The 24,526-nt window shown below is 77.3% G+C and carries 26 protein-coding genes and 1 riboswitch; of the genes, 21 read left to right on the top strand and 5 right to left on the bottom strand.

Annotation, left to right across the window (positions count from 1 at the left end; all coding sequences use genetic code 11):
• Window positions 1-60 precede the first annotated feature (60 nt).
• The 15 genes from BM165_RS09195 to BM165_RS09265 all read left to right on the top strand — a co-directional run bounded on the left by BM165_RS09195 (window position 61) and on the right by BM165_RS09265 (window position 14,930).
• Entirely contained in the window at window positions 61-1,617 is a 1,557-nt protein-coding gene (locus BM165_RS09195; RefSeq protein WP_075013245.1) for an AMP-binding protein, read from the top strand.
• The gene (locus BM165_RS09200; protein ID WP_075013246.1) at window positions 1,610-1,861 is read left to right on the top strand and encodes a glutaredoxin family protein; all 252 of its coding nucleotides are present in this window, start codon (window positions 1,610-1,612) and stop codon (window positions 1,859-1,861) included. The genes BM165_RS09195 and BM165_RS09200 overlap by 8 nt, the downstream gene beginning before the upstream one ends.
• Before the next feature lie 287 nt (window positions 1,862-2,148).
• Complete coding sequence (locus BM165_RS09205; RefSeq protein ID WP_075013488.1) at window positions 2,149-2,835, top strand: redox-sensing transcriptional repressor Rex; 687 nt, start codon at window positions 2,149-2,151, stop codon at window positions 2,833-2,835.
• The gene (hemA, locus tag BM165_RS09210; RefSeq protein WP_075013247.1) at window positions 2,832-4,268 is read left to right on the top strand and encodes a glutamyl-tRNA reductase; all 1,437 of its coding nucleotides are present in this window, start codon (window positions 2,832-2,834) and stop codon (window positions 4,266-4,268) included. Before BM165_RS09205 ends, hemA begins: the two co-directional genes overlap by 4 nt.
• Window positions 4,265-5,215, top strand: coding sequence for a hydroxymethylbilane synthase (gene hemC / locus BM165_RS09215; RefSeq protein ID WP_208976697.1), 951 nt, complete (start codon window positions 4,265-4,267; stop codon window positions 5,213-5,215). Before hemA ends, hemC begins: the two co-directional genes overlap by 4 nt.
• A 103-nt stretch (window positions 5,216-5,318) precedes the next feature.
• Window positions 5,319-6,851, top strand: a complete 1,533-nt coding sequence (locus tag BM165_RS09220) for a uroporphyrinogen-III synthase (RefSeq protein ID WP_075013248.1) — start codon at window positions 5,319-5,321, stop codon at window positions 6,849-6,851.
• Window positions 6,848-7,846: a porphobilinogen synthase gene (gene hemB / locus BM165_RS09225; protein WP_075013249.1), complete on the top strand. Its 999-nt coding sequence runs from the start codon at window positions 6,848-6,850 to the stop codon at window positions 7,844-7,846. Before BM165_RS09220 ends, hemB begins: the two co-directional genes overlap by 4 nt.
• Window positions 7,843-8,379, top strand: coding sequence for a DUF3093 family protein (locus BM165_RS09230; protein WP_075013250.1), 537 nt, complete (start codon window positions 7,843-7,845; stop codon window positions 8,377-8,379). The genes hemB and BM165_RS09230 overlap by 4 nt, the downstream gene beginning before the upstream one ends.
• A complete protein-coding gene (gene hemL / locus BM165_RS09235; protein ID WP_075013251.1) occupies window positions 8,376-9,758 on the top strand; it encodes a glutamate-1-semialdehyde 2,1-aminomutase in 1,383 nt (460 codons plus the stop codon). The genes BM165_RS09230 and hemL overlap by 4 nt, the downstream gene beginning before the upstream one ends.
• Window positions 9,758-10,390 (top strand): histidine phosphatase family protein, encoded by a 633-nt coding sequence (locus BM165_RS09240; protein WP_075013252.1) that lies wholly within the window; start codon window positions 9,758-9,760, stop codon window positions 10,388-10,390. Before hemL ends, BM165_RS09240 begins: the two co-directional genes overlap by 1 nt.
• Entirely contained in the window at window positions 10,387-10,962 is a 576-nt protein-coding gene (locus tag BM165_RS09245; protein WP_075013253.1) for a TlpA family protein disulfide reductase, read from the top strand. Before BM165_RS09240 ends, BM165_RS09245 begins: the two co-directional genes overlap by 4 nt.
• Before the next feature lies 1 nt (window position 10,963).
• On the top strand, window positions 10,964-11,782 hold the full coding sequence (locus BM165_RS09250; protein ID WP_075013254.1) for a cytochrome c biogenesis CcdA family protein: 819 nt from the start codon (window positions 10,964-10,966) through the stop codon (window positions 11,780-11,782).
• Window positions 11,779-13,422 carry a cytochrome c biogenesis protein ResB gene (gene resB, locus BM165_RS09255; protein WP_075013255.1) on the top strand — a complete coding sequence of 548 codons (1,644 nt, stop codon included), beginning with the start codon at window positions 11,779-11,781 and terminating at the stop codon, window positions 13,420-13,422. Before BM165_RS09250 ends, resB begins: the two co-directional genes overlap by 4 nt.
• Window positions 13,419-14,381, top strand: a complete 963-nt coding sequence (gene ccsB / locus BM165_RS09260) for a c-type cytochrome biogenesis protein CcsB (protein ID WP_075013256.1) — start codon at window positions 13,419-13,421, stop codon at window positions 14,379-14,381. The genes resB and ccsB overlap by 4 nt, the downstream gene beginning before the upstream one ends.
• 132 nt (window positions 14,382-14,513) lie before the next feature.
• The gene (locus BM165_RS09265; RefSeq protein WP_075013257.1) at window positions 14,514-14,930 is read left to right on the top strand and encodes a hypothetical protein; all 417 of its coding nucleotides are present in this window, start codon (window positions 14,514-14,516) and stop codon (window positions 14,928-14,930) included.
• Window positions 14,931-14,949: 19 nt separating this feature from the next.
• Here the strand turns inward: BM165_RS09265 and BM165_RS09270 are convergent, their stop codons facing one another.
• Complete coding sequence (locus tag BM165_RS09270) at window positions 14,950-15,804, bottom strand: NAD(P)H-binding protein (protein WP_075013258.1); 855 nt, start codon at window positions 15,802-15,804, stop codon at window positions 14,950-14,952.
• Window positions 15,805-15,885: 81 nt separating this feature from the next.
• Here BM165_RS09270 and BM165_RS09275 point away from each other — a divergent pair, with 81 nt between their 5' ends.
• Window positions 15,886-16,797: an AraC family transcriptional regulator gene (locus tag BM165_RS09275; RefSeq protein WP_075013490.1), complete on the top strand. Its 912-nt coding sequence runs from the start codon at window positions 15,886-15,888 to the stop codon at window positions 16,795-16,797.
• A 27-nt stretch (window positions 16,798-16,824) separates the two neighbouring features.
• Here the strand turns inward: BM165_RS09275 and BM165_RS09280 are convergent, their stop codons facing one another.
• The gene (locus BM165_RS09280) at window positions 16,825-17,037 is read right to left on the bottom strand and encodes a hypothetical protein (RefSeq protein WP_075013491.1); all 213 of its coding nucleotides are present in this window, start codon (window positions 17,035-17,037) and stop codon (window positions 16,825-16,827) included.
• A gap of 94 nt (window positions 17,038-17,131) precedes the next feature.
• Between BM165_RS09280 and BM165_RS09285 the strand changes: the two genes are divergently transcribed.
• Together BM165_RS09285 and BM165_RS09290 are read left to right on the top strand one after the other, a co-directional pair.
• Window positions 17,132-17,581: an Lrp/AsnC family transcriptional regulator gene (locus BM165_RS09285; RefSeq protein WP_177225159.1), complete on the top strand. Its 450-nt coding sequence runs from the start codon at window positions 17,132-17,134 to the stop codon at window positions 17,579-17,581.
• On the top strand, window positions 17,574-17,897 hold the full coding sequence (locus BM165_RS09290; RefSeq protein WP_075013259.1) for a DUF4229 domain-containing protein: 324 nt from the start codon (window positions 17,574-17,576) through the stop codon (window positions 17,895-17,897). Before BM165_RS09285 ends, BM165_RS09290 begins: the two co-directional genes overlap by 8 nt.
• Before the next feature lie 6 nt (window positions 17,898-17,903).
• Here BM165_RS09290 and BM165_RS09295 read toward each other — a convergent pair whose 3' ends face one another.
• The 3 genes from BM165_RS09295 to menE are packed head-to-tail and all read right to left on the bottom strand — an operon-like array spanning window position 17,904 to window position 20,294.
• Complete coding sequence (locus BM165_RS09295; RefSeq protein WP_075013260.1) at window positions 17,904-18,215, bottom strand: hypothetical protein; 312 nt, start codon at window positions 18,213-18,215, stop codon at window positions 17,904-17,906.
• Window positions 18,216-18,228: 13 nt separating this feature from the next.
• Window positions 18,229-19,101 carry a 1,4-dihydroxy-2-naphthoate polyprenyltransferase gene (locus tag BM165_RS09300; RefSeq protein WP_075013261.1) on the bottom strand — a complete coding sequence of 291 codons (873 nt, stop codon included), beginning with the start codon at window positions 19,099-19,101 and terminating at the stop codon, window positions 18,229-18,231.
• Complete coding sequence (gene menE / locus BM165_RS09305) at window positions 19,101-20,294, bottom strand: o-succinylbenzoate--CoA ligase (RefSeq protein ID WP_083427206.1); 1,194 nt, start codon at window positions 20,292-20,294, stop codon at window positions 19,101-19,103. Before menE ends, BM165_RS09300 begins: the two co-directional genes overlap by 1 nt.
• Before the next feature lie 41 nt (window positions 20,295-20,335).
• On the opposite strand from menE, the gene BM165_RS09310 reads away from it, so the two are divergent.
• From BM165_RS09310 to BM165_RS09320, 3 genes are all read left to right on the top strand, one after another.
• Window positions 20,336-21,292, top strand: a complete 957-nt coding sequence (locus BM165_RS09310; protein WP_075013262.1) for an o-succinylbenzoate synthase — start codon at window positions 20,336-20,338, stop codon at window positions 21,290-21,292.
• Window positions 21,289-22,968 carry a 2-succinyl-5-enolpyruvyl-6-hydroxy-3-cyclohexene-1-carboxylic-acid synthase gene (gene menD / locus BM165_RS09315; protein WP_075013263.1) on the top strand — a complete coding sequence of 560 codons (1,680 nt, stop codon included), beginning with the start codon at window positions 21,289-21,291 and terminating at the stop codon, window positions 22,966-22,968. The genes BM165_RS09310 and menD overlap by 4 nt, the downstream gene beginning before the upstream one ends.
• Before the next feature lie 281 nt (window positions 22,969-23,249).
• A riboswitch (cyclic di-AMP (ydaO/yuaA leader) is annotated at window positions 23,250-23,418 on the top strand.
• A 7-nt stretch (window positions 23,419-23,425) separates the two neighbouring features.
• The gene (locus BM165_RS09320; RefSeq protein ID WP_075013264.1) at window positions 23,426-24,517 is read left to right on the top strand and encodes a LysM peptidoglycan-binding domain-containing protein; all 1,092 of its coding nucleotides are present in this window, start codon (window positions 23,426-23,428) and stop codon (window positions 24,515-24,517) included.
• Window positions 24,518-24,526 lie beyond the last annotated feature (9 nt).

Here is a 24,526-nt window from a genome sequence, read left to right on the forward strand (position 1 = left end):
GCCCTGGAGTACCCGCCGGTACCTCCCGCGGGGGACCGGCGCCCGCGCAGGAGGTGTCCCGTGACCGCGCCCGCCCCGCCGTCCGCGGACCCGACGGGTCTGTCCGCCCTGGTGCGGGCCGCGGCCGCCCGCCGGCCGGAGGCCCCGGCGGTCGTCGACGGCGCCGACCGGGTGACCTGGGGCGAGCTCGACGCCCTCGTCGACCGGGCCGCCGCCGGGCTCGCCGCCCGGGGGCTGGCGCGCGGCGACCGGGTCGCCGTCCAGTTGCCCAACGGGCTGGCGTGGCTTCGGGCCGTCCTCGGTGCGCTGCGCGCCGGCCTGGTCGTGGTCCCGGTGAACACCGCCTACACCGGCCCGGAGGTCGAGCACGTCCTGCGCGACTCCGGCGCCGCGCTGCTCGTCACGGCGGCCGGGCGGGAGCCGGTGGCCGGCGTGCCGGTCCTCTCCGGGCCGCCCGAGGCCGACGGGCCGCCACCCGCCGACGACGACGACCCCGCCGCGGTGTCCTTCCTCGCCTACACCAGCGGCACCACCGGCCGGCCGCGCGGCGCGATGCTCACCGCCGGCGCGCTGCGCGCCAACCAGCGGCAGTGCCTGGCGATGGACCCGCCGCCGGTGCGGCCCGACGACCGGGTGCTGCTGGTCCTGCCGCTGTTCCACGTCTACGGCCTCAACGCCGGCTTCGGCCTGGTCGCCGCCACCGGCGCGTGCGCCGTCCTGGTGCCGGCGTTCGACCCCCGCGCCACGCTCGAGGTGATGGAGCGCGAGCAGGTCACCGCCGTCCCGGGTGCGCCGCCGCTGTACCAGGCGTGGCTGGCCGTGGCCGACGCCGAGGGCTCCGACGCGCGCCTGCGGCGGGCCCTGGCCGCCGTGCGCACGGCCTCCTCCGGCGCCGCACCGCTGCCCGCGGCGACCTGGACGGCCATGCGCGAGCGCACCGCCGTGCAGGTGTGGGAGGGCTACGGCCTCACCGAGGCCTGTCCCGTCGTGGCCAGCACGCTGGCGACCGGGCGGGCCAAGCCCGCCTGCATCGGCGGTCCGCTGCCCGGCGTGGAGGTCGCCCTGCGGGAGCCCGGTGGCGGTGACGCCGGGGACGCCGGCGACGGGCCGGGGGAGCTGTGGGTGCGCGGCCCCAACCTCTTCGCCGGGTTCTGGCCCGACGGGGCCGACGGTCCCGACGACGACGGCTGGCTGGCCACCGGCGACCTCGCCCACCGCGACGCCGACGGCGACCTGCACCTGCTGAACCGGCGCAGCGACCTGGTCCTGGTGAGCGGCTTCAACGTCTACCCGGCGGAGGTCGAGCGCGTGCTCGACGCCCACCCCACCGTCGCCGAGAGCGCGGTGATCGGCGTGCCCGACCCGCGCACCGGCGCCGCCGTCCTCGCCGTCGTGGCGCCCGCGCCGGGGGCGGTGGTCGACGCCGACGAGCTGCGGGCGCACGCGGCCGCGTCGCTGGCCCGGTACAAAGTGCCCACCGCGGTCGTGGTGCTGCCGGCGCTGCCGCACTCGCTGACCGGCAAGATCAGCCGCGCGCGGCTGCGCGAGCTCGGGCTCGACCGCGACGACGCGGCCGGCGGCGGCGCGCCCGAGCCGGTGGGGGTGCCCGGTGACTGAGCCGGCGCCGCGGCTGCAGCTGCTCACCCGGGCGGGCTGTCACCTGTGCCTGACGGCGGCCGAGACGCTGGCGCGGATCGCCGGGGAAGCAGGCGTCGGCAGCCGCGAGGTCGACGTCGACACCGACCCGGAGCTGCGGGCCGAGTACGGCGACCGCGTGCCGGTGGTCCTGCTCGACGGCCGGGAGCACTCCTACTTCACCGTCGACGTGCCGCGGCTGCGCCGCGACCTCGGCATCGGCTGACCCCACGGGCCGGATCCGGTGACGCGCGGGAACGGCCGCGCGCCAGCGGCCCGCGCCCGGCGCGCGGGGAGTGGGGCCGCGGTCCACCGGCCGGGTATGGTGTCGGACACAGCGCCGCGCATCCGCGCAGGCCCGGGGCCCGTCGCGGCCTCCGGGACTTTGTTCCTGCGTTCACAAGCGGTTACCGTGGGAGTCGCCGGGCGGTCGACCGCCCGGATCCCCGATGCCGTCCGCCCTCCTCGGCTCCCGCCGTCGCCCGGGCGCGACCACTGTGGAGTTGGCCCGTGATGCAGTCGCGGCCCCGGATCCCGGAGGCCACCGTCGCCCGGCTGGCCGTGTACCTGCGGGTGCTCAGCGGCCTCGCCGACGACGGTCGCGGCACCGTCTCCTCCGGAGAGCTGGCCTCGGCGGCCGGCGTGAACCCCGCGGGCCTGCGCAAAGACCTCTCCCACCTCGGGCCCTGCGGCACGCGCGGCGTCGGCTACGAGGTGGCCACCCTGCGCGACCGCATCGCCACCGTGCTGGGCATGGAGACGGCGCACGCGTGCGTGCTCGTCGGCATCGGCAACCTCGGCGCCGCGCTGGCCGGCTACGGCGGCTTCGGCAGCCGCGGCTTCGAGTTCGTCGGCCTCTTCGACGCCTCCCCGGCACGGGTGGGTCAGCACGTCGGCGGCCTGCCGGTGCGGCCCGTGGCCGAGCTGGAGGAGGTCGTGGCCGCCACGGGCGCGACGATCGGGGTCATCGCGACACCGGCCGAGGTGGCGCAGCCGGTGTGCGACCGGCTCGCCGCGGCCGGGGTGAGGAGCATCTTGAACTTCGCGCCGGTCACGCTCACCGCGCCCCGGGGCGTCGACGTCCGCCAGGTCGACCTCTCCGTCGAGCTGCAGGTCCTCGCGTTCCTCGACAAGCAGCGCGGCGCCGTGCCCGGTGTACCGCTGGACACCCCCCTCGCGCCGGCCGGGGGGATGGCATGAGCCTCCTCGCCGTCGGCATCAGCCACCGGACCGCGCCGGTCGCCCTGCTCGAGCAGGTCGCCATGACCACCGACGACAAGGTCAAGGCGCTGCACGAGCTGGTCGGCAGCGACCACGTCAGCGAGGCGCTGGTCCTGGCCACCTGCAACCGGGTCGAGGTCTTCGCCGAGGTCGACCGCTTCCACGGCGGCGTCGCCGAGGTCAGCCGCGTGCTGGCCCGCCAGGCCGGCGCGAACGTCGAGGAGCTCTCGCCTTACGTCACCGTCCACTACGAGGACCAGGCCGTCGCCCACCTGTTCACCGTGGCCGCGGGGCTGGACTCGATGGTCGTCGGCGAGACCCAGGTGCTCGGCCAGTTGCGCGCCGCCTACGCCCTCGCCCAGGAGGAGGGCACGGTCGGCCGGTCGCTGCACCCGGTCGCCCAGCACGCCCTGCGGGTGGGCAAGCGCGTCCACTCCGAGACCGGCATCGACCGTGCCGGGGCCAACCTGGTCACCGTCTCCCTCGACCACGCCGAGCAGCGCGTCGGCCCGCTGGTCGGCCGCCCGGCCCTCGTCGTCGGCGCGGGGTCCATGGGGGCGCTGGCGGCCACCACCCTGTCGCGCCGCGGCGCGCTGGTCACCGTCGCCAGCCGTTCGCCGGAGTCGGCCGCACGGCTGGCCGCCGCCGTCGACGGCGGCACCGCGGAGCTGACCGACCTGCGCGCGGCCATCGCCGACGCCGACGTGGTGGTCACCTGCACCGGCGCCTCCGGCCTGGTCATCGGCACCGACGTCGTCGCCGCCGCGATGACCGCCCGGTCCGGCCGGCCGCTGGCCGTCGTCGACCTGGCGCTGCCCCGCGACGTCGACCCCGGCGTCGCGTCGCTGCCCGGCGTGCACGTCGTCGACCTGGCCCTCCTGCAGGGCGAGAGGAGCGCGGCCCTCCTGCAGGGCGAGAGGAGCGCGGCCCTGCTGCAGGGCGGGCGGAACGCGGCCCTCCTGCAGGGCGGGCGCTCGTCGGCCGGCGTGCCCGGCCCGGTGGCCGCCGACGACGTCTCCGCCGCACACGCGCTCATCGAGGCCGAGACCGCGCTGCTGCGCGCCGAGCGGCAGGCGGCCGCCGTCGCACCGACCGTCTCCGCGCTGCGCAGCCAGGCCGCCGAGGTGGTCGACGCCGAGCTGCTGCGGCTGGCCGCCCGGCTGCCCGACCTCGACGCCCGCGCCCGCAGCGAGATCGCCCGCACCGTGCGCCGCGTCGTCGACAAGCTGCTGCACGAGCCGACCGTGCGGGTGAAGGAGCTGGCCAGCACCCCCGGTGGGGTCGACTACGCCGACGCCCTGCGCGCGCTGTTCGGTCTCGGTCTGGACGCCGAGGTGCCCGCCGACGGCCCGCGCCTGGCCCAGGCGGTCGGCGTCGACCCCGACGACCTGCGTCCCGGCGGTGCCGCGTGACCGGGCCCTCCAGCACGACCTCCACCGCGACGCTGCGCCTGGGCACCCGCGCCAGCCAGCTCGCCCGCACCCAGTCCCAGGCCGTCGCCGACGCCCTCACCGCCGCCAGCGGCGTGCCCGTCGAGCTGGTGCACATCAGCACCGAGGGCGACCGCTCGGCCGCCGCGATCACCCAGCTCGGTGGCACCGGCGTCTTCGTGACCGCGATCCGCCAGGCGCTCCTCGAGGGCACCGTCGACGTCGCCGTGCACAGCTACAAGGACCTGCCCACCGCGCCGGAGCCCGGGCTGGTCATCGCCGCGGTCCCGCCGCGGGAGGACCCGCGCGACGCGCTGGTCGCACGCGACCGGCTGACCCTCGGCGAGCTGCCGGCCGGCGCCCGCGTCGGCACCGGGGCGCCGCGCCGGATGGCACAGCTGCGCGCCCTGGGCCTGGGCCTGGAGGTCGTGCCGATCCGCGGCAACGTCGACACCCGCATGGCCCGCGTCGTCCCGGGTGACCTCGACGCCGTCGTGCTCGCCCGGGCCGGGCTGGCCCGGCTGGGCCGGCTCGGGGCGATCACCGAGGTGCTCGACCCGCTGCAGGTGCTCCCCGCGCCGGCGCAGGGAGCGCTGGCCGTGGAGTGCCGGGCCGACGACGAGCGCACGCTGCAGCTGCTGGCCGCCCTCGACGACCCCGGCACCCGCGCGGCCGTGCTCGCCGAGCGCACCACGCTCGCCGCGCTCGAGGCCGGGTGCAGCGCCCCCGTCGCCGCCCACGCCGAGCTGGCCGAGGGTGACGACGGCCTGGAGCTGTACCTGCGCGCGTCGGTCACCGCGATCGACGGCAGCGACGGCGTCCGCGGCTCGCTCACCGGCGCCGTCGGCGACGCCGAGCGGCTGGGCCGCGAGCTCGCCGCCGACCTCCTCGACCGCGGCGCCGCCGCGCTCATGGCGGCCTCCCGGTGACCGCCGGGACGCACCTCCCTCCCGGGCAGAGCCGCCCGGCCACCACGAACCCCGCACACGCCCTCCCGAGGGCCTCGACACCACCAAGGACCAGGAGCTCGCGATGACGCGCTTCCGCAAGACCCCAGGCCGCGTCGTCTTCGTCGGCGCCGGCCCCGGCGACCCCGGCATGCTGACCGCCCGAGCCACGGCCGCACTGGCCGAGGCCACGGTCGTGCTCGTCGACCCCGACGTGCCGGCCCCGCTCCTCGAGGCCGTCGCCGCTGCCGTCCGCCCCGGCCTCGAGCCGGCGCCGGTCAGCGGTGAGCCGGCCGAGGTCGCCAAGGCCGCCGTCACCGCGGCGAAGAACGGCGACGTCGTCGTCCGGCTGGTCGCCGGCGACCCCTACACCTCCGAGACCGCGGTCAAGGAGGTGCTCGCCGTCGCCCGCACCTCGGTCCCCTTCGACGTCGTCCCCGGCGTCGCCCCGGCCACCGCCGTGCCGGCCTTCGCCGGCGTCGCCCTCGGCGGCACCTCGCTCACCGCCGACCTGCGCGACGGCGCCGTCGACCTGCCCGCGCTGGCCGGCGCGGCCGCGGCGCTCGGCGCCCCGGTGGTGCTGCAGGCCGGCGCCGAGCAGCTCCCCGACGCCGCAGCGCGGCTGGTCGAGGGCGGCCTGTCCGGCAGCACCGCGGTCGTGGTGACCGCGGGCGGGTCGGGCACCGGGCAGAAGAGCGTCGTCGCCAAGCTGGCCGCGGTCGCCGAGAAGACCGCCGGGCTCGACGCCCTCACCGGCCCGGTGGTGGCCACCGTGGGCGCCGTCGTCGACAAGCGCGGCAAGCTCTCCTGGTGGGAGAGCCGGCCGCTGTTCGGCTGGCGGGTGCTGGTGCCGCGCACCAAGGACCAGGCCGGCGAGATGAGCGAGCGGCTGCGGGCCTACGGCGCGGTGCCGGTCGAGGTGCCGACCATCGCCGTCGAGCCGCCGCGCAGCGCCGCGCAGATGGACCGCGCGATCAAGGGCCTGGTCACCGGCCGCTACGGCTGGATCGTGTTCACCTCGGCGAACGCGGTGAAGGCCGTCCGGGAGAAGTTCACCGAGCTCGGCCTCGACGCCCGCGCCTTCGCCGGCGTGAAGGTCGCCTGCGTGGGCGAGCAGACCGCCGAGTCGGTGCGCGCCTTCGGCATCGTGCCCGAGCTCGTGCCCACCGGCGCGCAGTCCAGCGAGGGCCTGCTGGCCGACTTCCCCGAGTACGACGACGTGCTCGACCCGATCAACCGGGTGCTGCTGCCCCGCGCCGACATCGCCACCGAGACCCTCGCCGCGGGCCTGCAGGAGCGCGGCTGGGAGATCGACGACGTCACCGCCTACCGGACCGTGCGGGCCGCCCCGCCGCCGGCGCCGGTGCGCGAGGCGATCAAGGGCGGCGGGTTCGACGCGGTGTGCTTCACCTCCTCGAGCACGGTGCGCAACCTGGTCGGCATCGCCGGCAAGCCGCACGCCAAGACCGTCGTCGCGGTGATCGGCCCGGCCACCGCCGCCACGGCGCAGGAGTTCGGCCTGCGCGTCGACGTGCAGCCCGAGACCGCCGCCGTCGGCCCGCTGGTCGACGCACTCGCCGAGTACGCCGAGGCCAGGCGCGCCGAGGCCGGGCAGTGAGCCCGGCGCAGGGCGGGTCGAACCCGGGCTTCGCGCGGGGGCGCCGGCTGCGGTCGACGCCCGCCCTGCGCCGGCTCACCGCCCAGACCCGGGTGGCCCCGGCCGACCTGGTGCTGCCCGTGTTCGTCAAGGAGGGCATCGACGAGCCGGTGCCCATCGGATCGATGCCCGGCGTCGTCCAGCACACGACCGACTCGCTGCGGAAGGCCGCCCACGAGGCGGCCGAGGCCGGCGTCGGCGGGCTCGTCCTGTTCGGCATCCCGGCGGAGAAGGACGCGGTCGGCTCCCAGGCCGACGCCGCGGACGGGGTCGTCAACGCCGCGCTGCGGGCGCTGCGGTCCGACCTCGGCGACGAGCTCGTGCTGATGGCCGACCTGTGCCTGTGCGAGTACACCGACCACGGGCACTGCGGGCTGGTCACCCCGGCGGGCGTCGTCGACAACGACCCCACGCTGGACCGCTACGCCGCCGTGGCGATCGCGCAGGCGCAGGCCGGCGCCCACGTCATCGCCCCCAGCGGGATGATGGACGGCCAGGTCGCGGCCATCCGGAAGGCCCTGGACAGCGCCGCGTACACCGAGACGCCGGTCCTGGCCTACGCCGCGAAGTACGCCTCCGGCTTCTACGGCCCGTTCCGCGAGGCGGCCGAGGGCGCACCGCGGTTCGGTGACCGCTCGACCTACCAGATGGACCCGCCCAACGCCGACGAGGCGCTGCGCGAGGTGCGCCAGGACCTCGCCGAGGGCGCCGACGCCGTCATGGTCAAGCCGGCGCTGCCCTACCTCGACATCGTGCGGCGCGTCGCCGACGCCGTCGACGTCCCGGTCAGCGCTTACCAGGTCAGCGGCGAGTACGCGATGGTCGAGGCCGCCGCCGCCAACGGCTGGCTGGACCGCGAGCGGGCCATCCTGGAGACGCTCACCGCCATCCGGCGGGCCGGCGCCGGTCAGGTGCTGACGTACTGGGCGGTCGAGGCCGCGCGCCTGCTGCGGTGAGCCCCGCCACGGGCAGCACGGGCTACGTCGAGCCCGGGGGCTCCCGGCGGCCGCCGTGGCTCGTCGCCGGCCTCCTCGCCGTCCTGGTGGCCGGGGAGCTGGCGCTGCCGGGGCCGCGGGTCCCGGCCCTGGCCTGGGCGCTGGCCGCGGGGGCCCTCGGGGGCGCCCTCGGTCACACGGTGATGGTCCGGCGGACCCGGACGGTGCGGGTGGACGACGCCGCGCTGACGGCGGGCCGGGAGCGGGTGCCGCTCACCGACGTCGACGCCGCCCACCTGCGCGCCGTCCGCGCCGGGACGGCGGGCGTCGATGCCGGCGCCCCGGTGCTCGGCGGCGGGTGGTCGGTGCCGCGCGGCCGCACCGGCCTGCCGCTGCGGCTGACCGACGGCCGCACCGTGCTGGTGCCCACCCGCGACCCCGCCGCCCTCGGCTCCGCTCTCCTCGCCGCCCTGCCGGGGAGGGGCACGTCACAGGCGCCCGGCCCCCACGCCCCCGACGGGGAGCCGCGCGGGAGGAGGACACTGGGGCGGTGACCTCGCTGGACACGACCCGGTACGACTACGCGGCGCCCGTCTCCGCCGGCCTGTTCGACCGCGCGCAGCGCGTGACGCCCGGTGGCGTGAACTCACCGGTCCGCGCCTTCCGCGCCGTCGGCGGCACCCCGCGGTTCATGGCGCAGGGACGGGGTGCGTGGCTCACCGACGCCGACGGCCGCCGCTACGTGGACCTCGTCGCCTCGTGGGGGCCGATGATCCTCGGCCACGCCCACCCGGCCGTCGTCGAGGCGGTGACCGCCGCGGCCCGCCGCGGGTTCTCCTTCGGCACGCCCACCGAGGGCGAGCTGGACCTGGCCGAGGAGATCGCCGCCCGGGTGGAGCCCGTCGAGCGGGTGCGCCTGGTCAACTCCGGCACCGAGGCCGTGCTCTCGGCGCTGCGGCTGGCCCGCGGCGCCACCGGCCGCCCGCTCGTGGTCAAGTTCGCCGGCTGCTACCACGGCCACGTCGACGCGCTGCTGGCCTCGGCCGGCTCCGGCGTCGCGACCCTGGGCCTGCCCGACACCCCCGGCGTGACCACCGGCGCGGCCGCCGACACGATCGTGCTGCCCTACAACGACGTCGCCGCCGTCGAGGCCGTGTTCGCCGAGCGCGGGTCCGACATCGCCGTCGTCGTCTCCGAGGCCGCGCCCGGCAACATGGGCGTCGTCCCGCCGCTGGACGGGTTCAACGCCCACCTGCGCCGGATCACCGCCGAGCACGGTGCGCTGCTGCTGCTCGACGAGGTCATGACCGGCTTCCGGGTGTCCCGCTCCGGCTGGTACGGCCTCGACCCCGTCGACGCCGACCTGTTCACCTTCGGCAAGGTCATGGGCGGCGGACTGCCGGCCGCGGCGTTCGGCGGCCGCGCCGACCTCATGGAGCAGCTCGCCCCGGTCGGGCCCGTCTACCAGGCCGGCACGCTGTCGGGGAACCCGGTCGCCGTCGCCGCCGGGCTGACCACGTTGCGGCACTGCACCGACGAGGTCTACGCCCGCTGCGACCAGGTCGCGGTCACCTTGCGCGGGGCCACCAGCGCGGCGCTGTTCTCCGCCGGCGTCCCGCACCGCGTGCAGCAGGCCGGCTCGATGTTCTCCGTCTTCTTCGTGCCCGACGAGCGCCAGGTGCGCGACTACGACGACGCCCGCACCCAGGACACCGCGGCGCACCGCGCGTTCTTCCACGAGATGCTCGCCCGCGGGGTGTACCTGCCGCCGTCGGCGTTCGAGTCCTGGTTCGTCAGCGCCGCGCTCGACGACGAGGCCGTGGAGCGGGTGCTCGACGCGCTTCCGGCCGCCGCCCGCGCCGCCGCGGCCGCCGACCCCGCCGACGCGCCCTCCGATGCGGACTCCAAGGACGCCCAGGAGCTGCAGCCCTGATGGAGACGACCGTCGTGCACCTGCTCCGGCACGGGGAGGTGCACAACCCCGAGGGGATCCTCTACGGCCGGCTGCCGGGCTTCCGGCTGTCGGAGGCGGGGGAGGCCATGGCGCACCGCGCCGCCGGGTGGCTCACCGGCCGGGGCGTCACCCACCTGGTGTCCAGCCCGCTCGAGCGCGCGCGGCAGACCGCCGGGCCGGTCGCCGACGCCCTGGACCTGCCGGTCACGGTCGACGAGCGGCTCGTCGAGGCCGGCAACGCCTTCGAGGGACGGCGGGTCGCCGGCGGTTCCGGCGTGTTCCGGCGCCCGGCGAACTGGTGGAAGCTGCGCAACCCCGTGCGGCCCTCGTGGGGCGAGCCGTACGTGGAGATCGCCACGCGGATGGTGCTCGCCGTCGAGGCCGCCCGCGACGCCGCCCGCGGGAGCGCCGCCGTCTGCGTCAGCCACCAGCTGCCGATCTGGGTGCTGCGCCTGCACCTGGAGGGCCGCCGCTACGTGCACGACCCGCGCCGCCGGCAGTGCGGGCTGGCCAGCGTCACCTCGGTGACCTACGAGGGCGACCGGGTGGCCGGCATCGCCTACGCCGAGCCGGCCGGGGCCACCGACCCCGACGCGGTACCCGGCGCATGAGGCGCTCCGTCCTCGCCGCCGCCGCGGCACTGGTCACCCTCAGCGGCTGCACCGCCGCCGAGGGGCGGGCCGACGTCACCAACGGCGGCGAGTTCCGCTTCGTCGAGGGCACCCCGAGCGGGGAGGTCATCCCCGAGGCCGAGCGCGCGCCGGCACCCGACTTCGGCGGCACGCTGCTCGGTGGCGGCGACTGGACCTCCGCCGAGCTGGACGGGGACATCGCCGTCCTCAACTTCTGGGGCTCGTGGTGCCCGCCATGCCGGGTGGAGACGCCGGAGTTCCAGGAGGTCTACGCCGAGGTCCGCGACGAGGGCGTGACCTTCCTGGGGCTCAACGTCAAGGAGGCCGACGAGCAGTTCGCGCAGGCCTTCGTCGACAGCCAGGGCATCGAGTTCCCCTCGCTCTACGACCCCGCCGGCGAGGTCGCGCTGGTGTTCCGGGACTACCCCGCCACGGCGATCCCGTCCACGATCGTGCTGGACCGGGACGGCCGGGTCGCCGCCGTCTACACCGGCGCGGTCGCGCAGGACGACCTGCGCGCCGTGCTCGACCTGCTGCTCGGGGAGGGCTGACGTGGGTGCCGAGTTCGCCGCGCTGGTGACCGACGGCCCGCTGCTGGTCGCCGTCGCCGTCGCCGCGCTCGTCGGGCTGGTCAGCTTCGCCTCGCCGTGCGTGCTGCCGCTGGTGCCCGGCTACCTGTCCTACGTCACCGGGCTGGTCGGCAGCGGCGCCCGGTCGGCACCCGCGCCCGCCGGCGACGGCGGAGGCGCCACGGCCACCGCCGTGCGCACCGACGAGCGCACCCCGCGCGGCCGGATGGTGCTCGGCGCGCTGCTGTTCGTCCTCGGCTTCACCGTCGTCTTCGTCGCCGCCGGCACCGCGTTCGGCGGCCTGGGCCGGCTGCTCGTGCAGTACGACGACGTCATCACCCGCGTCATGGGCGTCGTCGTCATCGTCGTCGGGCTCGCCTTCCTCGGCCGGCTGCCGTTCCTGCAGCGCACCGCGCGGCTGTCCGTGCGCCCGGCCGCCGGGCTGGCCGGCGCGCCCCTGCTCGGGATCGTCTTCGGGCTGGGCTGGACGCCGTGCCTGGGCCCGACGCTGTCGGCGGTGCTCTCGCTGGCCTACGTCGAGGCGACCGCCGCCCGCGGCGCGCTGCTGTCGGTGGCCTACTGCCTGGGCCTCGGCGTCCCGTTCGTGCTGGTGGCGCTGGGTGCCCGCTGGGCGGTCGGGACGACGACGCTCCTGCGCCGGCACGCCCGCACGGTGACCCGCGTCGGCGGCGCGGTGCTCGTCGTCGTCGGGCTGCTGCTGGTCACCGGCGCGTGGGGCGAGATGATGGCCTGGCTGCGCTCCTGGCTGGCCGTCACCGGTCTCGGGGAGTCGGCGCTGTGACCATCACCGCCCCGCCGCGGGAGGCCGCGACCCCGCCGCCGCCCGCCGGCCCGCCGGCCGCCCGTCGGCTCGGCGGGCTCCTGCTGCGCCAGTGGCGGCGCCTCACCGCCATGCGCACGGCGATCGTGCTGCTGTTCCTCCTCGCGCTCGCCGCCATCCCCGGCTCCCTGCTGCCGCAGCGCTCGCTGTCGCAGAGCGCCGTCAGCCGGTACTTCGCCGACAACCCGACGCTCGCGCCGCTGCTGGACCGGCTCTACCTGTTCGACGTCTTCAGCTCGCCGTGGTTCGCCGCGGTGTACCTGCTGCTGTTCGTCTCGCTGATCGGCTGCGTGCTCCCGCGCGCCCTCGAGCACGCCCGGGCGCTGCGGACCCCGCCGCCGCCGGCGCCGCGCCGCCTGACCCAGCTGCCCGACTCCACCCGGCTGGCCACGACGCTGCCGCCCGCCGCCGCCCTCGACGCCGTCGAGGAGGAGCTGCGGGTCCGCCGCTACCGGGTGGTGCGCCGCGACCGGGAGGGCAGCGCCGAGCTGTCTGCCGAGAAGGGCGTGCTCAAGGAGACCGGCAACCTGGTCTTCCACCTGGCCCTGGTCGCGCTGCTCCTGGGCCTGGCCGGCGGCAAGCTGTGGGGCTACGAGGGCAGCATCCTCGTCCCCGAGGGGCAGCGGTTCTGCAACTCCTTCCAGCAGTACGACACCCACTCCGCCGGGGCGATGGTCGACAGCGGTGACCTCACGCCGCTGTGCGTCGGCCTCGAGGACTTCCGCGCCACGTACGAGGAGGACCTCACCGCCGCCTCCTTCACCGCCGACATCACCCACGGCGGCCCCGGCGAGGAGGGCGAGTCGACGACGATCGGCGTCAACGACCCGCTGCGCGTCGACGGCGACCGCGTCTACGTGACCGGTCACGGGTTCGTCCCGCGGTTCACCGTGACGCTGCCCGACGGCACCACGTTCGACGACGTCTCCGCGCCCTTCCTGCCCACCGAGCAGTCGACGATGGCCAGCGAGGGCGCGCTCAAGCTGCCCGACCTGGGCGCCGGCGCGGAGGACCAGCTCGCACTGCAGGGCTTCCTCGCCCCCACCGGCCTGGTGCAGGGCGGCATCCTCACCTCGATCGACCCCCGCCCGCTCGCGCCCCAGGTCGCGCTCGTGGCCTACCGGGGTTACCTCGGCCTGGACTCCGGTCTGCCGCAGTCGGTGTACTCGCTGGACGCCTCGCAGATCGAGCGCGACCGGCTGACCGAGGTCGGCCGGGCCAACCTGTCGGCCGGGGAGACGATGACGCTGCCCGACGGCACGACCGTCACCTTCAACGGCGTCTCGGAGTTCGCCGCGATGCAGTTCTCGCACGACCCGGGCCAGCTGTGGGTGCTCGGCGCCGCCGTCGCGGTCCTGGCCGGCCTGCTCGGGATGCTGCTGCTGCGCCGTGAGCGGGTCTTCCTCCGGGCCGCACCGGCCCCCGGCGACGGCGGTACCGTGCTGGACGTCGGTGCGCTGACCCGTGGCAGCGGCGACGGCGCACCGCGGTTCGCGGCCCTCACCGACGACCTGCGGGCGGTCCTCGCGACCCGGGCCGACTCCCGCACCACCCGCGCCCCGTCCGGGGCCGCACCCGAGACCGGAGGCGCACCCGCGTGACCGCCGACCAGCTGTCCACCCTGTCGGACACCCTCTTCTCCACCAGCGTCGGCCTCTACTCGCTGGCCGTCGTCGCCTTCTGCGCCCAGCTGGCCTTCGGCCGCCGGCCGGCGCGGGAGCGCGACCTCGTCGGCGCCTCCGCCGGTGCCGGCGCCTCCCTGCCCCCGGCCGGGGCCCGCGCGCTGCCCGGCGAGCCGGCGCCGGTGCGCCGCTGGGGCCGGGCCGCGATGCTCCTCACCGCCGCCGGGGCGCTCACCCACACCGGCGTGCTCGTCGCCCGCGGGATGGCCACCGAGCGGCTGCCCTGGGGCAACATGTACGAGTTCGCCACCGCGGTCGTGCTGGTCGCCGTCGTGGCGTTCCTCGTCCTCGCGCTCCGCTCGCCGGGGCTGCGGCACCTGGGCCTGTTCGTCCTCGCGCCGGTCGTCGTCAGCATGGTGGCGATCGGGCTCTTCCTCTACGTCGAGGGCGGCCCGCTGGTGGCGGCGCTGCGGTCGAGCTGGCTGGCCGTGCACGTGTCGACGGCGATCCTCGGCTTCGGCGTCTTCTTCGTCAGCGGCATCGCGAGCGTGCTCTACCTCGTGCGCTCGCGGTACGAGGCCCGCGGCGCGGACGCCGGCTCCGGCATCGTCGCCCGGATGCCCTCCGCGGCCACCCTGGACCGGGTCGCCCACCGCACCGCCGTCTTCGGCTTCCCCATCTGGACCTTCGCGGTCATCGCCGGCGCCATCTGGGCCGAGAGCGCCTGGGGCCGGTTCTGGGGCTGGGACCCCAAGGAGACGTGGGCGTTCATCGCCTGGGTCGTCTACGCCGCCTACCTGCACGCGCGGACCACCGCCGGCTGGCGCGGCCGCCCGGCGGCCTGGGTCAACGTCGTCGGCCTGGCGGTCATGGTGTTCAACCTGACCTACGTCAACATGGTCTCCGCCGGGCTGCACAGTTACGGCGGGGTCGACTGAATCCCGCCCCGCCCGTCCCAGCAGACGCCTCCCGTCCCTCGCCCGAGGGGGATGAGCGCCCGGCGCGCCCGCCGCGTGCTCCACTTGTGGCCATGACCGCACGCACGGGGGGCGCACGTCGGGAGAGCCGTGATGGGTAGGCACGCCGCCGCGGACGGCGCCGGCACCGACCCGATCGTCGCCGCCGCACTCGCGCAGCAGGACGGCGGCGCGGCCGCGCTGCGCCACGCCACGGCCGACTCGGGCGCCATCGCCACCGCCACCGCCGACGCGGGCACCGAGAGCGGCCTGGGCTGGCCGGGGGACACCACGACCGGCGGCGGGCTCGGCTGGCCCGGCTCCCTCGACACCGCCGGCGACGCCGCTCCCGACGGCGTCCCCGGCGACGCCGGGCACGAGACGACCCGCATGGACGCCGTGCCGGCCGTCCCCGGGCCGCGGGAGAGCACCGAGGACGGGCTCGCCGACGACGGGACCGCCGACGGCGAGCTGCCCGGTCCGCCGGCCCGCCGCGGCTGGCGACGGATGTTCGGCGGCACCGCCGCCTGACGGACCGGGCACCCGCGGGTCAGGCGGCCAGCCGGCCGGCCTCCCGCGCCGCCCACTCCTCGTAGGAGGTGGGCGCGCGGCCCAGCGCCTGCTGCACGCCGTCGCTGAGCGCGGCCTCGTGCCCGGCGCGGATGACCTCGAACAGCCCGCCGAGCAGCTGCGCGTACTCCCGTGGCAGCCCGTTGCCGGCCGCGTCCTCGACCCACTGCTCGACCGGCAGGTCCACGTGGCGCACCGCGCGCCCGGCGTACGGCGCCAGGACGGCGGCGGTCTCGGTCAGGGTCAGTGCCCGAGGTCCGCTCAGCTCGTAGACCCGGCCCGCGTGCCCGTCGCCGGTGAGCGCGGCCGCGGCGACGGCGGCGATGTCCTCGGCGTCGATCCACGGCACCGCGCCGTCGCCGGTGGGCGCGACGAGCGCGCCCTGCTCGATGCCGGGGCGGAAGAAGGACTCGGTCGCGTTCTGCGCGAACCAGGAGGGCCGCACGACGGTGACCGCGAGCCGGTCGCCGGCCGCGGCGGTGACCGCGCGCTCGACCTCGATCAGCGGGTTGGCCGGGCCCTGGTCGACGCCGCGCGCCGACAGCAGGACCAGGCGCCCGAGGCCGGCGTCCGCGGCCTGCGCGGCGAGGCGGCCGAGCAGCGGTGGGTGGTCGGTGCGCAGTGCCGGCGGGACCAGGTAGGCGCCGTCGGCCCCCGTGAGAGCCGGGCCCCAGGTGGCGTCGTCGTCCCAGTCGAAGCGGACGGGTTCGACGCCGGGTGCGCCGCTGCCGGGCGTGCGGGCGCCGGCGCGGACGGAGTGCCCCGCGGAGGACAGCTGTCGGGCGAGGCGGCGGCCGGTCTTGCCGGTGCCGCCGAGGACGAGGTAGGTGGCCATGCCGCCAGCCAAGCGCCTCCCGTGCGACGACGGGATGCGTGAGAGGCGCTCCTCCTTACGAGATCGTCTAGCCTGGTGTCCGTGGACGCCCTCGCCGACCTGCTCGGCCGCGCCGCGGCGCACGGCTCGCTGTTCGCCCACTCGCGGCTGCGCGGGTCGTGGGGGCTGCGCATCACGGAGGAGGCCCGGCTGTCGGTGCACGCGGTCGTGTCCGGCGAGCTGTGGTGCCGGCCCGACGGGCAGCCGCCGGTGCACGTACCCGTCGGGCACGTGCTGCTGCTGCGCACCGCCGGGCCCTACGATCTGCTCGCCGCGCCCGACGCGGACGCCGTCCCCCTCGAGCAGGTGCTCGCCGCGCACGGGCCCTCCCCGCTCGAGCTGCCGGGCGAGGGCCCGGCCACCGAGCTGCTGTGCGGCAGCTACAGCTTCCGCGGGGTGCTGTGCGAGGACCTCCTGGCCGCCCTGCCGCCCACCTCCGTCGTGCCGGCCGGCGACCCGACGGTCGCCGCGGCGCTGACGCTGCTGACCGCCGAGGTGGGGGCCGAGCACGCGGGCCAGCAGACGGTGCTCGACCGGGTGCTCGACGTGCTGCTCGTCGCACTGCTGCGGGTGCTGTGGGCCGACCAGCTGCGCCCGCCGGTGTGGGCCGGCGCCCCGCAGGACCGGGCCGTGGCCGCGGCGCTGCGTGCGGTGCACGGCGACCCGGCGCACCCGTGGACGGTCGCCGGGCTGGCCCGGGTGGCGAACGTCAGCCGCGCGGCGCTGGCCCGCCGGTTCGCCGCCGAGGTGGGGAGCCCGCCGCTCACGTACCTGACCTGGTGGCGGATGCGGCTGGCCCGCGAGGCGCTGCTGGAGGGCGCCACGCTGGCACAGGTCGCCCGGCAGGTCGGCTACGCGACCGAGTACGCCTTCGCCGCGGCGTTCACGCGGGAGGTCGGCACCGCGCCCGGGCGGTGGCGGCGCGCCCAGCAGCCGGTGGCGGCGTCGGGCTGAACCGGCCGGCGACGCCGGCCGGGAGGGTCAGGCGGGGGAGCCGTCGTCGCGGCGCACGCGCCGTCCGAGCTCGCGCAGGAACTCCGGGTCGTCGTCGGGGGCCATCGGGCGGGAGTCGCGCGGGGGGCGGGGACGCTGCGCCGGCCGGGGCGGGCGCAGCGCACCACCGGCAGCAGCGGTCGCCCGCACGACCAGGACGACCACGGCCACGGCGACCACCAGAAGCACCACGAACGCCATCTGGCGCACCCCCTCGTCTCGGGCCTCACCGTCACTGTACGACCGCTGGGATACTCGGGGGTGGCGCCGGACGCGCCCCTGCGGACCCCTCGGGATGGAGCGCGACATCGACGCCGTCGACCGCCAGCTGATCGACCTGCTGCGCGCCAACGGCCGCGCCAGCTACGCCGAGCTCGCCCGCCAGGTCGGGCTGTCGGCACCCGCCGTCCACGAGCGGGTCGGCAAGCTGGAGTCCGCGGGCGTCATCACCGGCTACCGCGCCGACATCGACCCCACCGCCGTCGGCCTGGACGTCACCGCGCTGGTCGGTGTGATCGAGAGCGACTCCGTCGACGACACCGGCGTCGAGGCGGCGCTGCGCGAGATGCCGGAGGTCGAGGACTGCTGGCGGGTGGCCGGCAGCGAGGGCTACGTGCTCAAGGTGCGGGTGACCGACATCCCGGCACTGGAGGCGGCGATCAACGCGTTGAACAGGATCGAGGGCGTCGCCCGGACCCGCACCACCGTGGTGCTGTCGACGAAGTGGGAGGGCCGTCATGGCTGAGCAGGAGCGGACGCACGTCACCCCGGTGGGCCCCGACGGGCAGCCCGCGGTGCGGCCGAGGGTGCTGCCCTGGCTGGTGATCCACACCGTGGGGCGGCTGGGCATCTTCGCGCTGCTCACCGTGGTGCTGTGGATGGCCGGCCTGGACCTGTGGTCGGGCCTGCTGTTCGGCCTGCTGCTGTCGATGCCGGTGGCCTACTTCGCGCTCCGCCGCTCCCGCGAGCAGCTCAGCGTCGCGCTGGTGTTGCGCGCCGAGGAGAAGCGGCGCGCCAAGGAGCAGCTCCGCGCCCGCCTGTCGGGCGAGGCCGCCGCCTGACCCGGGTCAGCCCCGCGCTGGGCGGCGGCGCACGAGGAGCGCGTGCAGGGCGACGTTGAGCACCGCCGGCCCGAGCGTCACCAGGTACCAGAGCGCCGTCGGCAGGTCGTAGAGCCGGGCGGGGTCGACGAACAGCAGCAGGGTCCACGGGAACCCCAGCGCGAGCAGCGGCAGGCCCACCAGCCCCGCCCCGATGTCGGCGCCGTCCGCGGCGCCGCTGCTCAGCCTCGCGACCGCGAAGAGCACGAGGAGGCCCGCGACGACGGCGGCGTGGACGGCGACCCGCCGGAGGGGGGAGCGGGACCGCTGACCGGGCACGACGGGCAGTGTGTCAGCCCGACAGCGCCAGCCCGGCCGCCAGCAGCACGCCGGTGACCAGCGTCAGCAGGCCGGTGGCCTGCAGCGCCGCGATCAGCGCGGGCCCGCGCCCACCGGCGAGCACGATCCACGACGGCCGTACCGCCAGCGGCACGGCGAGCAGCGCGAGCAGCGCCTCCGGCCGCACGACGCCGATGGCCACGACGACGCCGAACGCGACCGCGAACAGGCCGACGTAGGTCAGCCGCGTCGCGCGGTCGCCCAGCAGGACGGCGAGGGTGCGCTTGCCGACGACGGCGTCCCCGGCGATGTCGCGCAGGTTGTTGACCACCAGCAGCGCCACCGACAGCAGCCCCACCGGCACCGCCGCCGCCAGCGCCAGCCCCTCCACCCGGCCGGTCTGCGCGAACGTCGTCCCGGCGACCGCCACCAGGCCGAAGAACACGAAGACGAACACCTCGCCCAGCGCCCGGTAGCCGTAGGGGAGCGGGCCGCCGGTGTAGGTCCAGGCCGCCGCGATGCACACCGCCCCGACGGCGAGCAGCCACCAGCTCGACAGCGCCGCCAGCACTAGCCCCGCGACCCCGGCGACGCCGAAGGCCAGCAGGGCCGCGACCAGCACCTGCCGCGCAGGAGCGGCGCCCGAGCCGACCAGCCGCATCGGCCCGACCCGGTCGGCGTCGGTGCCGCGCCTGCCGTCGGAGTAGTCGTTGGCGTAGTTGACCGCCACCTGCAGCGCGAGGGCGACCAGCAGCGCCAGCAGCGCCGGCACCGGCCGGAAGCCGTCGAGCGCGGCGGCCGCGCCGGTGCCCACGAGCACCGGCGCCAGGGCGGCGGGCAGGGTGCGCGGCCGGGCCCCGGCCACCCACTGCGCGGGCGTGGCCATCACGGAGGACCCCCCTGCCCCCCACCACTCGCAGGCTCGCGGCGGGACCCTGCAGGGGGGCCGTTCCAGCACGTCACCTCCGCGAGCCCGCGGCGGTCGGGCTTGCCGGTGTGCAGCACGGGCACCGCGTCGACCAGGTGCAGCTCCCGCGGGGCGCTCGGCGCGCCGAGCCGCCCGGCCACCCACGCCCGCAGCGCGGCCAGGTCGGGGACGGCGCCGTCCCGCGGCACGACGGCGGCGACCACGCGCTGGCCCCACTCGTCGTCGGGGCGGCCGAACACCACGGCGTCGGCGACGTCGGGGTGCTCGCGCAGCGCGCCCTCGACCGCCTGCGGCGCGACGTTCACACCGCCGGTCACCACGACGTCGTCGAGCCGGCCGGTGACCGTGAGCCGCCCGTCGGGGCCGATCGACCCCGCGTCGCGGGTGCGGAACCAGCCCTCCGCGAAGGCCTCCGCCGTCGCGGCGGGGGCGCGGCGGTAGCCGAGCGCCAGCACCGGGCCGGCGACCGCGACCCCCTCGTCGTCGGCCCGGACGCGCACGCCGTCGAGCGGGACGCCGTCGTACACGCAGCCGCCGGAGGTCTCGGTCGATCCGTAGGTGGTCACCACGGCGACGCCCGCCCCGCGCGCCCGGGACAGCAGGGCGGGGTCGGTGGCCGCGCCGCCGACGAGGACGGCGTCGAACGCGCGCAGCGCGTCCGGCTCGGCGTCGAGGTACCGGCGCAGCTGGGTGGGCACGAGGGCGGTGTAGCGGCGCTCCCCGGTGGTGCGCGCGACGGCGGCCGACAGCGGCTCGCCGGGGACGAGCACCGTGGGCCGCGTGCCGGCCAGCACCGAGCGCACCAGGACCTGCAGCCCGGCGACCGCCGGGACCGGCAGCGCGAGCAGCCAGGTGCCGGGCCCGCCGAGCCGGTCGAGGGTCGCCGCTGCGGAGGCCCGCAGGGCCGGTGCGGGCAGGAGCACGCCGCGGCCGCCGCCGGTGGACCCGGAGGTGACGACGACGAGGTCGGCGCCGTCCTCCAGCGGCTCGTCGGGCGCGAGCACCTCCCGCGCGGCGACGGCGGCGGGGCCGGCCGGCAGGACGGCGAGCGGCGCGGCCCCGTCGAGCGCGGCGGCGACGGCGGGCAGCACGGTGCCGAGGACCGCGTCGGGGGTCTCCGGCGCGGGGAGGACGCGCAGCTGCCGGGGCACGTCGAACGAGACTACGGCGCGGCCGTCCTACGCTGGCGGACGTGATCACCGCCGCGCTCCCGCCCGGCATCGCGGAGGCGGCGGTGTGGTCGGTCCCGATGCGCACCCGCTTCCGCGGGATCGACGTCCGCGACGGCGTCCTGGTCCGCGGCCCGGCCGGCTGGGGCGAGTTCTCCCCGTTCTGGGACTACGGCGTCGCCGAGAGCCGCCGCTGGTGGGCCGCCGCCGCCGAGGCCGCTCTCGACGGCTGGCCCGCGCCGGTGCGGGACTCGGTGCCGGTCAACGTCACGGTGCCCGCGGTCGACGCGGACCGGGCGCACGCGGTCGTGGCGGCCTCTGGCTGCCGGACGGCGAAGGTGAAGGTGGCCGAGCCGGGGCAGAGCGCGGCCGACGACCTCGCCCGCGTGGAGGCCGTCCGCGACGCGCTCGGCCCCTCCGGTGCCGTCCGCGTCGACGCCAACGCCGCCTGGGACGTCGACACCGCCGTCGCCCGGATCCGGCAGCTCGACCGGGTCGGGCTGGAGTACGTCGAGCAGCCCTGCCCGACGCTCGACGAGCTGCGCGCCCTGCGCCGGCGCGTCGACGTCCGCGTGGCTGCCGACGAGGTCGTGCGCCGCGCCGGCGACCCGCTCACCGTCGACCTGCGGGAGGCCTGCGACGTCGTCGTCCTGAAGGTGCAGCCGCTGGGCGGGGTGCGGGCGGCGCTGGGGGTGGCCGAGGCGCACGGGCTGCCGTGCGTCGTGTCCTCGGCGCTGGAGTCCTCGGTGGGGATCGCGGCGGGCGTCGCGCTGGCCGCCGCCCTGCCGGAGCTGCCCTTCGCCTGCGGGCTGGCCACGGTCGCGCTGCTGGCCGGGGACGTGACCGGCGAGCCGCTGCTGCCGGTCGACGGCGCGCTGCCGGTGCGGACGGTGGTCCCCGACCGGCTGGCCGACGCCGCCGCGCCCGGCGACGTGGGCGCCCGGTGGGGCGAGCGCCTGACGGCGGTGCTGGCCGCGTGAACCCCTCCACCGCGCTGGCCCGCGTGCTGGTCGACGAGCTGGTCCGCGGCGGGGTCCGCGACGCCGTCGTGGCGCCCGGGTCGCGGTCGGCGCCGGTGGCCCTCGCGTTCGCCGCCGCCGAGCGGGCCGGCGTGCTGCGGCTGCACGTGCGCATCGACGAGCGGACGGCGTCCTTCCTCGCCCTCGGCCTGGCGCGGGCCTCCGGCCGCCCGGTGCCCGTGCTCACCACCTCCGGGACGGCGACCGCCCACCTGCACGCGGCCGTCCTCGAGGCCGACGTCAGCGGTGTGCCGCTGCTCGCGCTCACCGCCGACCGGCCGCCGGAGCTGCGGTCCACCGGGGCCAACCAGACGATCGAGCAGCCCGGCCTCTACGGCGGCGCGGTGCGCTGGGCGGCCGACGTCGGCGTGCCCGAGGCCGGGCGGGAGGCCGCGCAGAACCGCTACTGGCGCTCGGTGGTGTCCCGTGCGCTGCTCGCCGCCACCGGCGCGCTGTCCGGTGACCCCGGCCCGGTGCAGCTGAACCTCCCCTTCCGCGACCCCCTGCTCCCCGACGGTGAGGTCGCGCCCCTGGCCGGGCCGTGGACCGGCCGGGACGACGGCGGTCCGTGGACGGCGGCCTCGGCGCCCGGCACCCCGGTCGACCCGCTGCCCGAGGGCCCACGCACGCTCGTCGTCGCCGGGGACGGTGCCACCGCGACCGGCCGCGCCTGGGCGGCCGGGGCCGCCGCCGCGGGCTGGCCGGTGGTCGCCGAGCCCAGCGGCGGCGCGTGGAGCGCCGACGCCGTCCGCGGTGGGGCACTGCTGCTCGGCGTGCCGGACTGGGTGGACGCCCACCGGCCCGAACGCGTCGTGGTGGTCGGCCGGCCCACCCTGTCGCGACCGGTGTCGGCGCTGCTCGCCGACCCGCGGGTGCGGGTGGAGACGGTGACGGCGACCCCGCGCTGGCCCGACGCCGGCCGCGCGAGCGCCCTCGTCACCCGCGCCGCGCCCCCGGTGGGCCCGCCCTCGGACGCCGCCTGGGGGGCGGCGTGGTCCGGCGCCGCCGGCCGCGTCGGGGACGCCGTCGACGCGCTCCTCGAGGGCGCTCCCGGCCTCACCGCCGCGCGGCTGGCCCGCGACGTCGTCGCGGCGCTCCCGGCCGGGGCGCTGCTGGTGCTCGGCTCCTCGACGCCCGTGCGCGACGTCGACCGGCTCGCGGTGCCGCGCGGTGACCTCACCGTGCTGGCCAACCGCGGCGTGGCGGGCATCGACGGCACCGTCTCGACCGCGATCGGGGCCGCGCTCGTGCACGGCGGCCCGGCGGTGGCGCTGATGGGCGACCTGACGTTCCTGCACGACCTGCAGGGGCTGCTCACCGGCGACGGCGAGCCGCGGCCGGACCTCACGGTCGTCGTCCCCGACAACGACGGCGGCGGGATCTTCGCCCAGCTCGAGCCGGGGCGGCCGGCGTACGCCCGCGACTACCGGCGCGTCTTCGGCACCCCGCACGGGCGCGACCTGGTCGCCGTCGCCGAGGGGCTGGGCTGGGCGGCGACGCGGGTGACCGCCGCCGACGAGCTGCCGGCCGCGCTGGCCGGGGGCGGACCCCGGGTGGTCGTGGTCCGCACCGACCAGCGCGCCGAGGCCGACCTCGCCGTCGCCCTGCGGGACGCCGCGGCCCGCGTCCTCGCCTGACCGGCCGGCTGTGCACTGCGCCACAGTGCAGGGGTCCGGGAGCCGCCGGACGGGCGGTCGCGGCAGCCCCGGTCACGGTCGCCGGTGGTGCGGTGACCAGCGGGTCCGGGGCCGTCCCGCGCCGTCCCACGAGGGTCACGGGGAGATCGCGCGTCACCCCACGTGTCCCATCTCAAACGCATAGTGACCGGCGTCACGGCGACTCCTGACATGACGATGTGTAACGTTTTGGCTGCGCTCAGCAGAAGAGCGCGGCGCCGGTCCCGCCAAACCCTGCCCACCGGTCGCCCACGTCAACTCCCAGGGCAGGGGTGGGGGACCCACTTCCGGCGCGCGACGGCCCACGGGGGGCCTGACCTGAGCGCGCCTCGGGGTGAAGCCGCGACACGCGGCCGGGCACCGATCGCCCGAACCCGACAGCTCACCTCGCCGGCGGTGATCGGGAGATCACTCACTCATGCCCAAGCACCGCGCACCCCGCTACGTCCGCACCAAGAAGGTCATCGCCAAGGCCCCCGTGGCCGCCGGCGCCACCGTCGTCGGCCTCGGCGTCCTGAGCACGCCCGCCGCCTCCGCCTCGACCGGTCACGACTGGACCGGCGTCGCCGAGTGCATGTCCAGCGGCGACTGGGACATCAACACCGGCAACGGCCAGTACGGCGGCCTCCAGTTCAAGCAGTCCACCTGGTCCGGCTACGGCGGCACCGAGTTCGCGCCGCGGGCCGACCTCGCCACCCCGGCCCAGCAGGTCGAGGTCGCCGAGCGCGTCCTGGAGGGCCAGGGCGCCGGCGCCTGGGTCGGCTGCGGCCGCCACCTGACCGAGGGCACCACCCCGGCCGCCGCCGGGTCGGCCGCCGCCACGCCGGCCCCGGCCCCCGCCGCCGAGCAGGCCGCCCCCGCGGCGGCCCCGGCCGAGCAGGGCTCGGCCGAGGAGTACACGGTGCGCTGGGGCGACACCGTGAAGAAGATCGCCGCCGCGCACGAGCAGAGCTGGCGCGAGCTGTACGAGCGCAACACCGGCGTCATCGGCAGCAACCCGCACCTGATCCGCCCGGGCCAGCTCCTGGTCGTCAACGGGTCCGCTCCGGCCGCTGCCCCCGCCGAGAGCACCGCGGCGGCCGGCGACTCCGCGCCCGCCGCCGCGGTCGCGCCGATCGCCGCGGCCGCCCCGCAGGTCGCCTCGGCGACCGCGGTCATCACCAACACCGCCGGCCCGATCCACGCCGCGGTGCAGGCGGCGGCGAACACCGTCGTCTCGAACGTCCCCGGCGCCGGTGACATCACCCTCGGCGGCACCCGGGCCAGCGCCGTCGACCCGGACGGCCACCCGTCGGGCAAGGCCCTGGACTACATGGTCATGTCCGACAACGCGCTCGGCGACGCGATCGCCCAGTACCACGTCGACCACTGGGACGAGCTCGGCGTGGAGTACGTCATCTGGGAGCAGCGGATCCTGACCTCGCCCGACGGTGCCTGGAAGGCGATGGCCGACCGCGGTGGCGTCACGGCGAACCACTTCGACCACGTGCACGTGAACTACGTCGGCTGACCCCGACCG

The sequence above is a fragment of the Geodermatophilus obscurus genome, assembly GCF_900115395.1.
GTDB lineage: Bacteria > Actinomycetota > Actinomycetes > Mycobacteriales > Geodermatophilaceae > Geodermatophilus > Geodermatophilus obscurus_B.

Bases quoted from the DNA above. Each gene is read 5' to 3' on its own strand.
- BM165_RS09205 (WP_075013488.1), top strand. From the start codon at position 2,149: ATGCAGTCGCGGCCCCGGATCCCGGAGGCCACCGTCGCCCGGCTGGCC.
- hemA (WP_075013247.1), top strand. From the start codon at position 2,832: ATGAGCCTCCTCGCCGTCGGCATCAGCCACCGGACCGCGCCGGTCGCC.
- BM165_RS09220 (WP_075013248.1), top strand. From the start codon at position 5,319: ATGACGCGCTTCCGCAAGACCCCAGGCCGCGTCGTCTTCGTCGGCGCC.
- BM165_RS09240 (WP_075013252.1), top strand. From the start codon at position 9,758: ATGGAGACGACCGTCGTGCACCTGCTCCGGCACGGGGAGGTGCACAAC.
- BM165_RS09245 (WP_075013253.1), top strand. From the start codon at position 10,387: ATGAGGCGCTCCGTCCTCGCCGCCGCCGCGGCACTGGTCACCCTCAGC.
- BM165_RS09265 (WP_075013257.1), top strand. From the start codon at position 14,514: ATGGGTAGGCACGCCGCCGCGGACGGCGCCGGCACCGACCCGATCGTC.
- BM165_RS09270 (WP_075013258.1), bottom strand. From the start codon at position 15,804: ATGGCCACCTACCTCGTCCTCGGCGGCACCGGCAAGACCGGCCGCCGC.
- BM165_RS09280 (WP_075013491.1), bottom strand. From the start codon at position 17,037: ATGGCGTTCGTGGTGCTTCTGGTGGTCGCCGTGGCCGTGGTCGTCCTG.
- BM165_RS09285 (WP_177225159.1), top strand. From the start codon at position 17,132: ATGGAGCGCGACATCGACGCCGTCGACCGCCAGCTGATCGACCTGCTG.
- BM165_RS09290 (WP_075013259.1), top strand. From the start codon at position 17,574: ATGGCTGAGCAGGAGCGGACGCACGTCACCCCGGTGGGCCCCGACGGG.
- BM165_RS09300 (WP_075013261.1), bottom strand. From the start codon at position 19,101: ATGGCCACGCCCGCGCAGTGGGTGGCCGGGGCCCGGCCGCGCACCCTG.
- BM165_RS09320 (WP_075013264.1), top strand. From the start codon at position 23,426: ATGCCCAAGCACCGCGCACCCCGCTACGTCCGCACCAAGAAGGTCATC.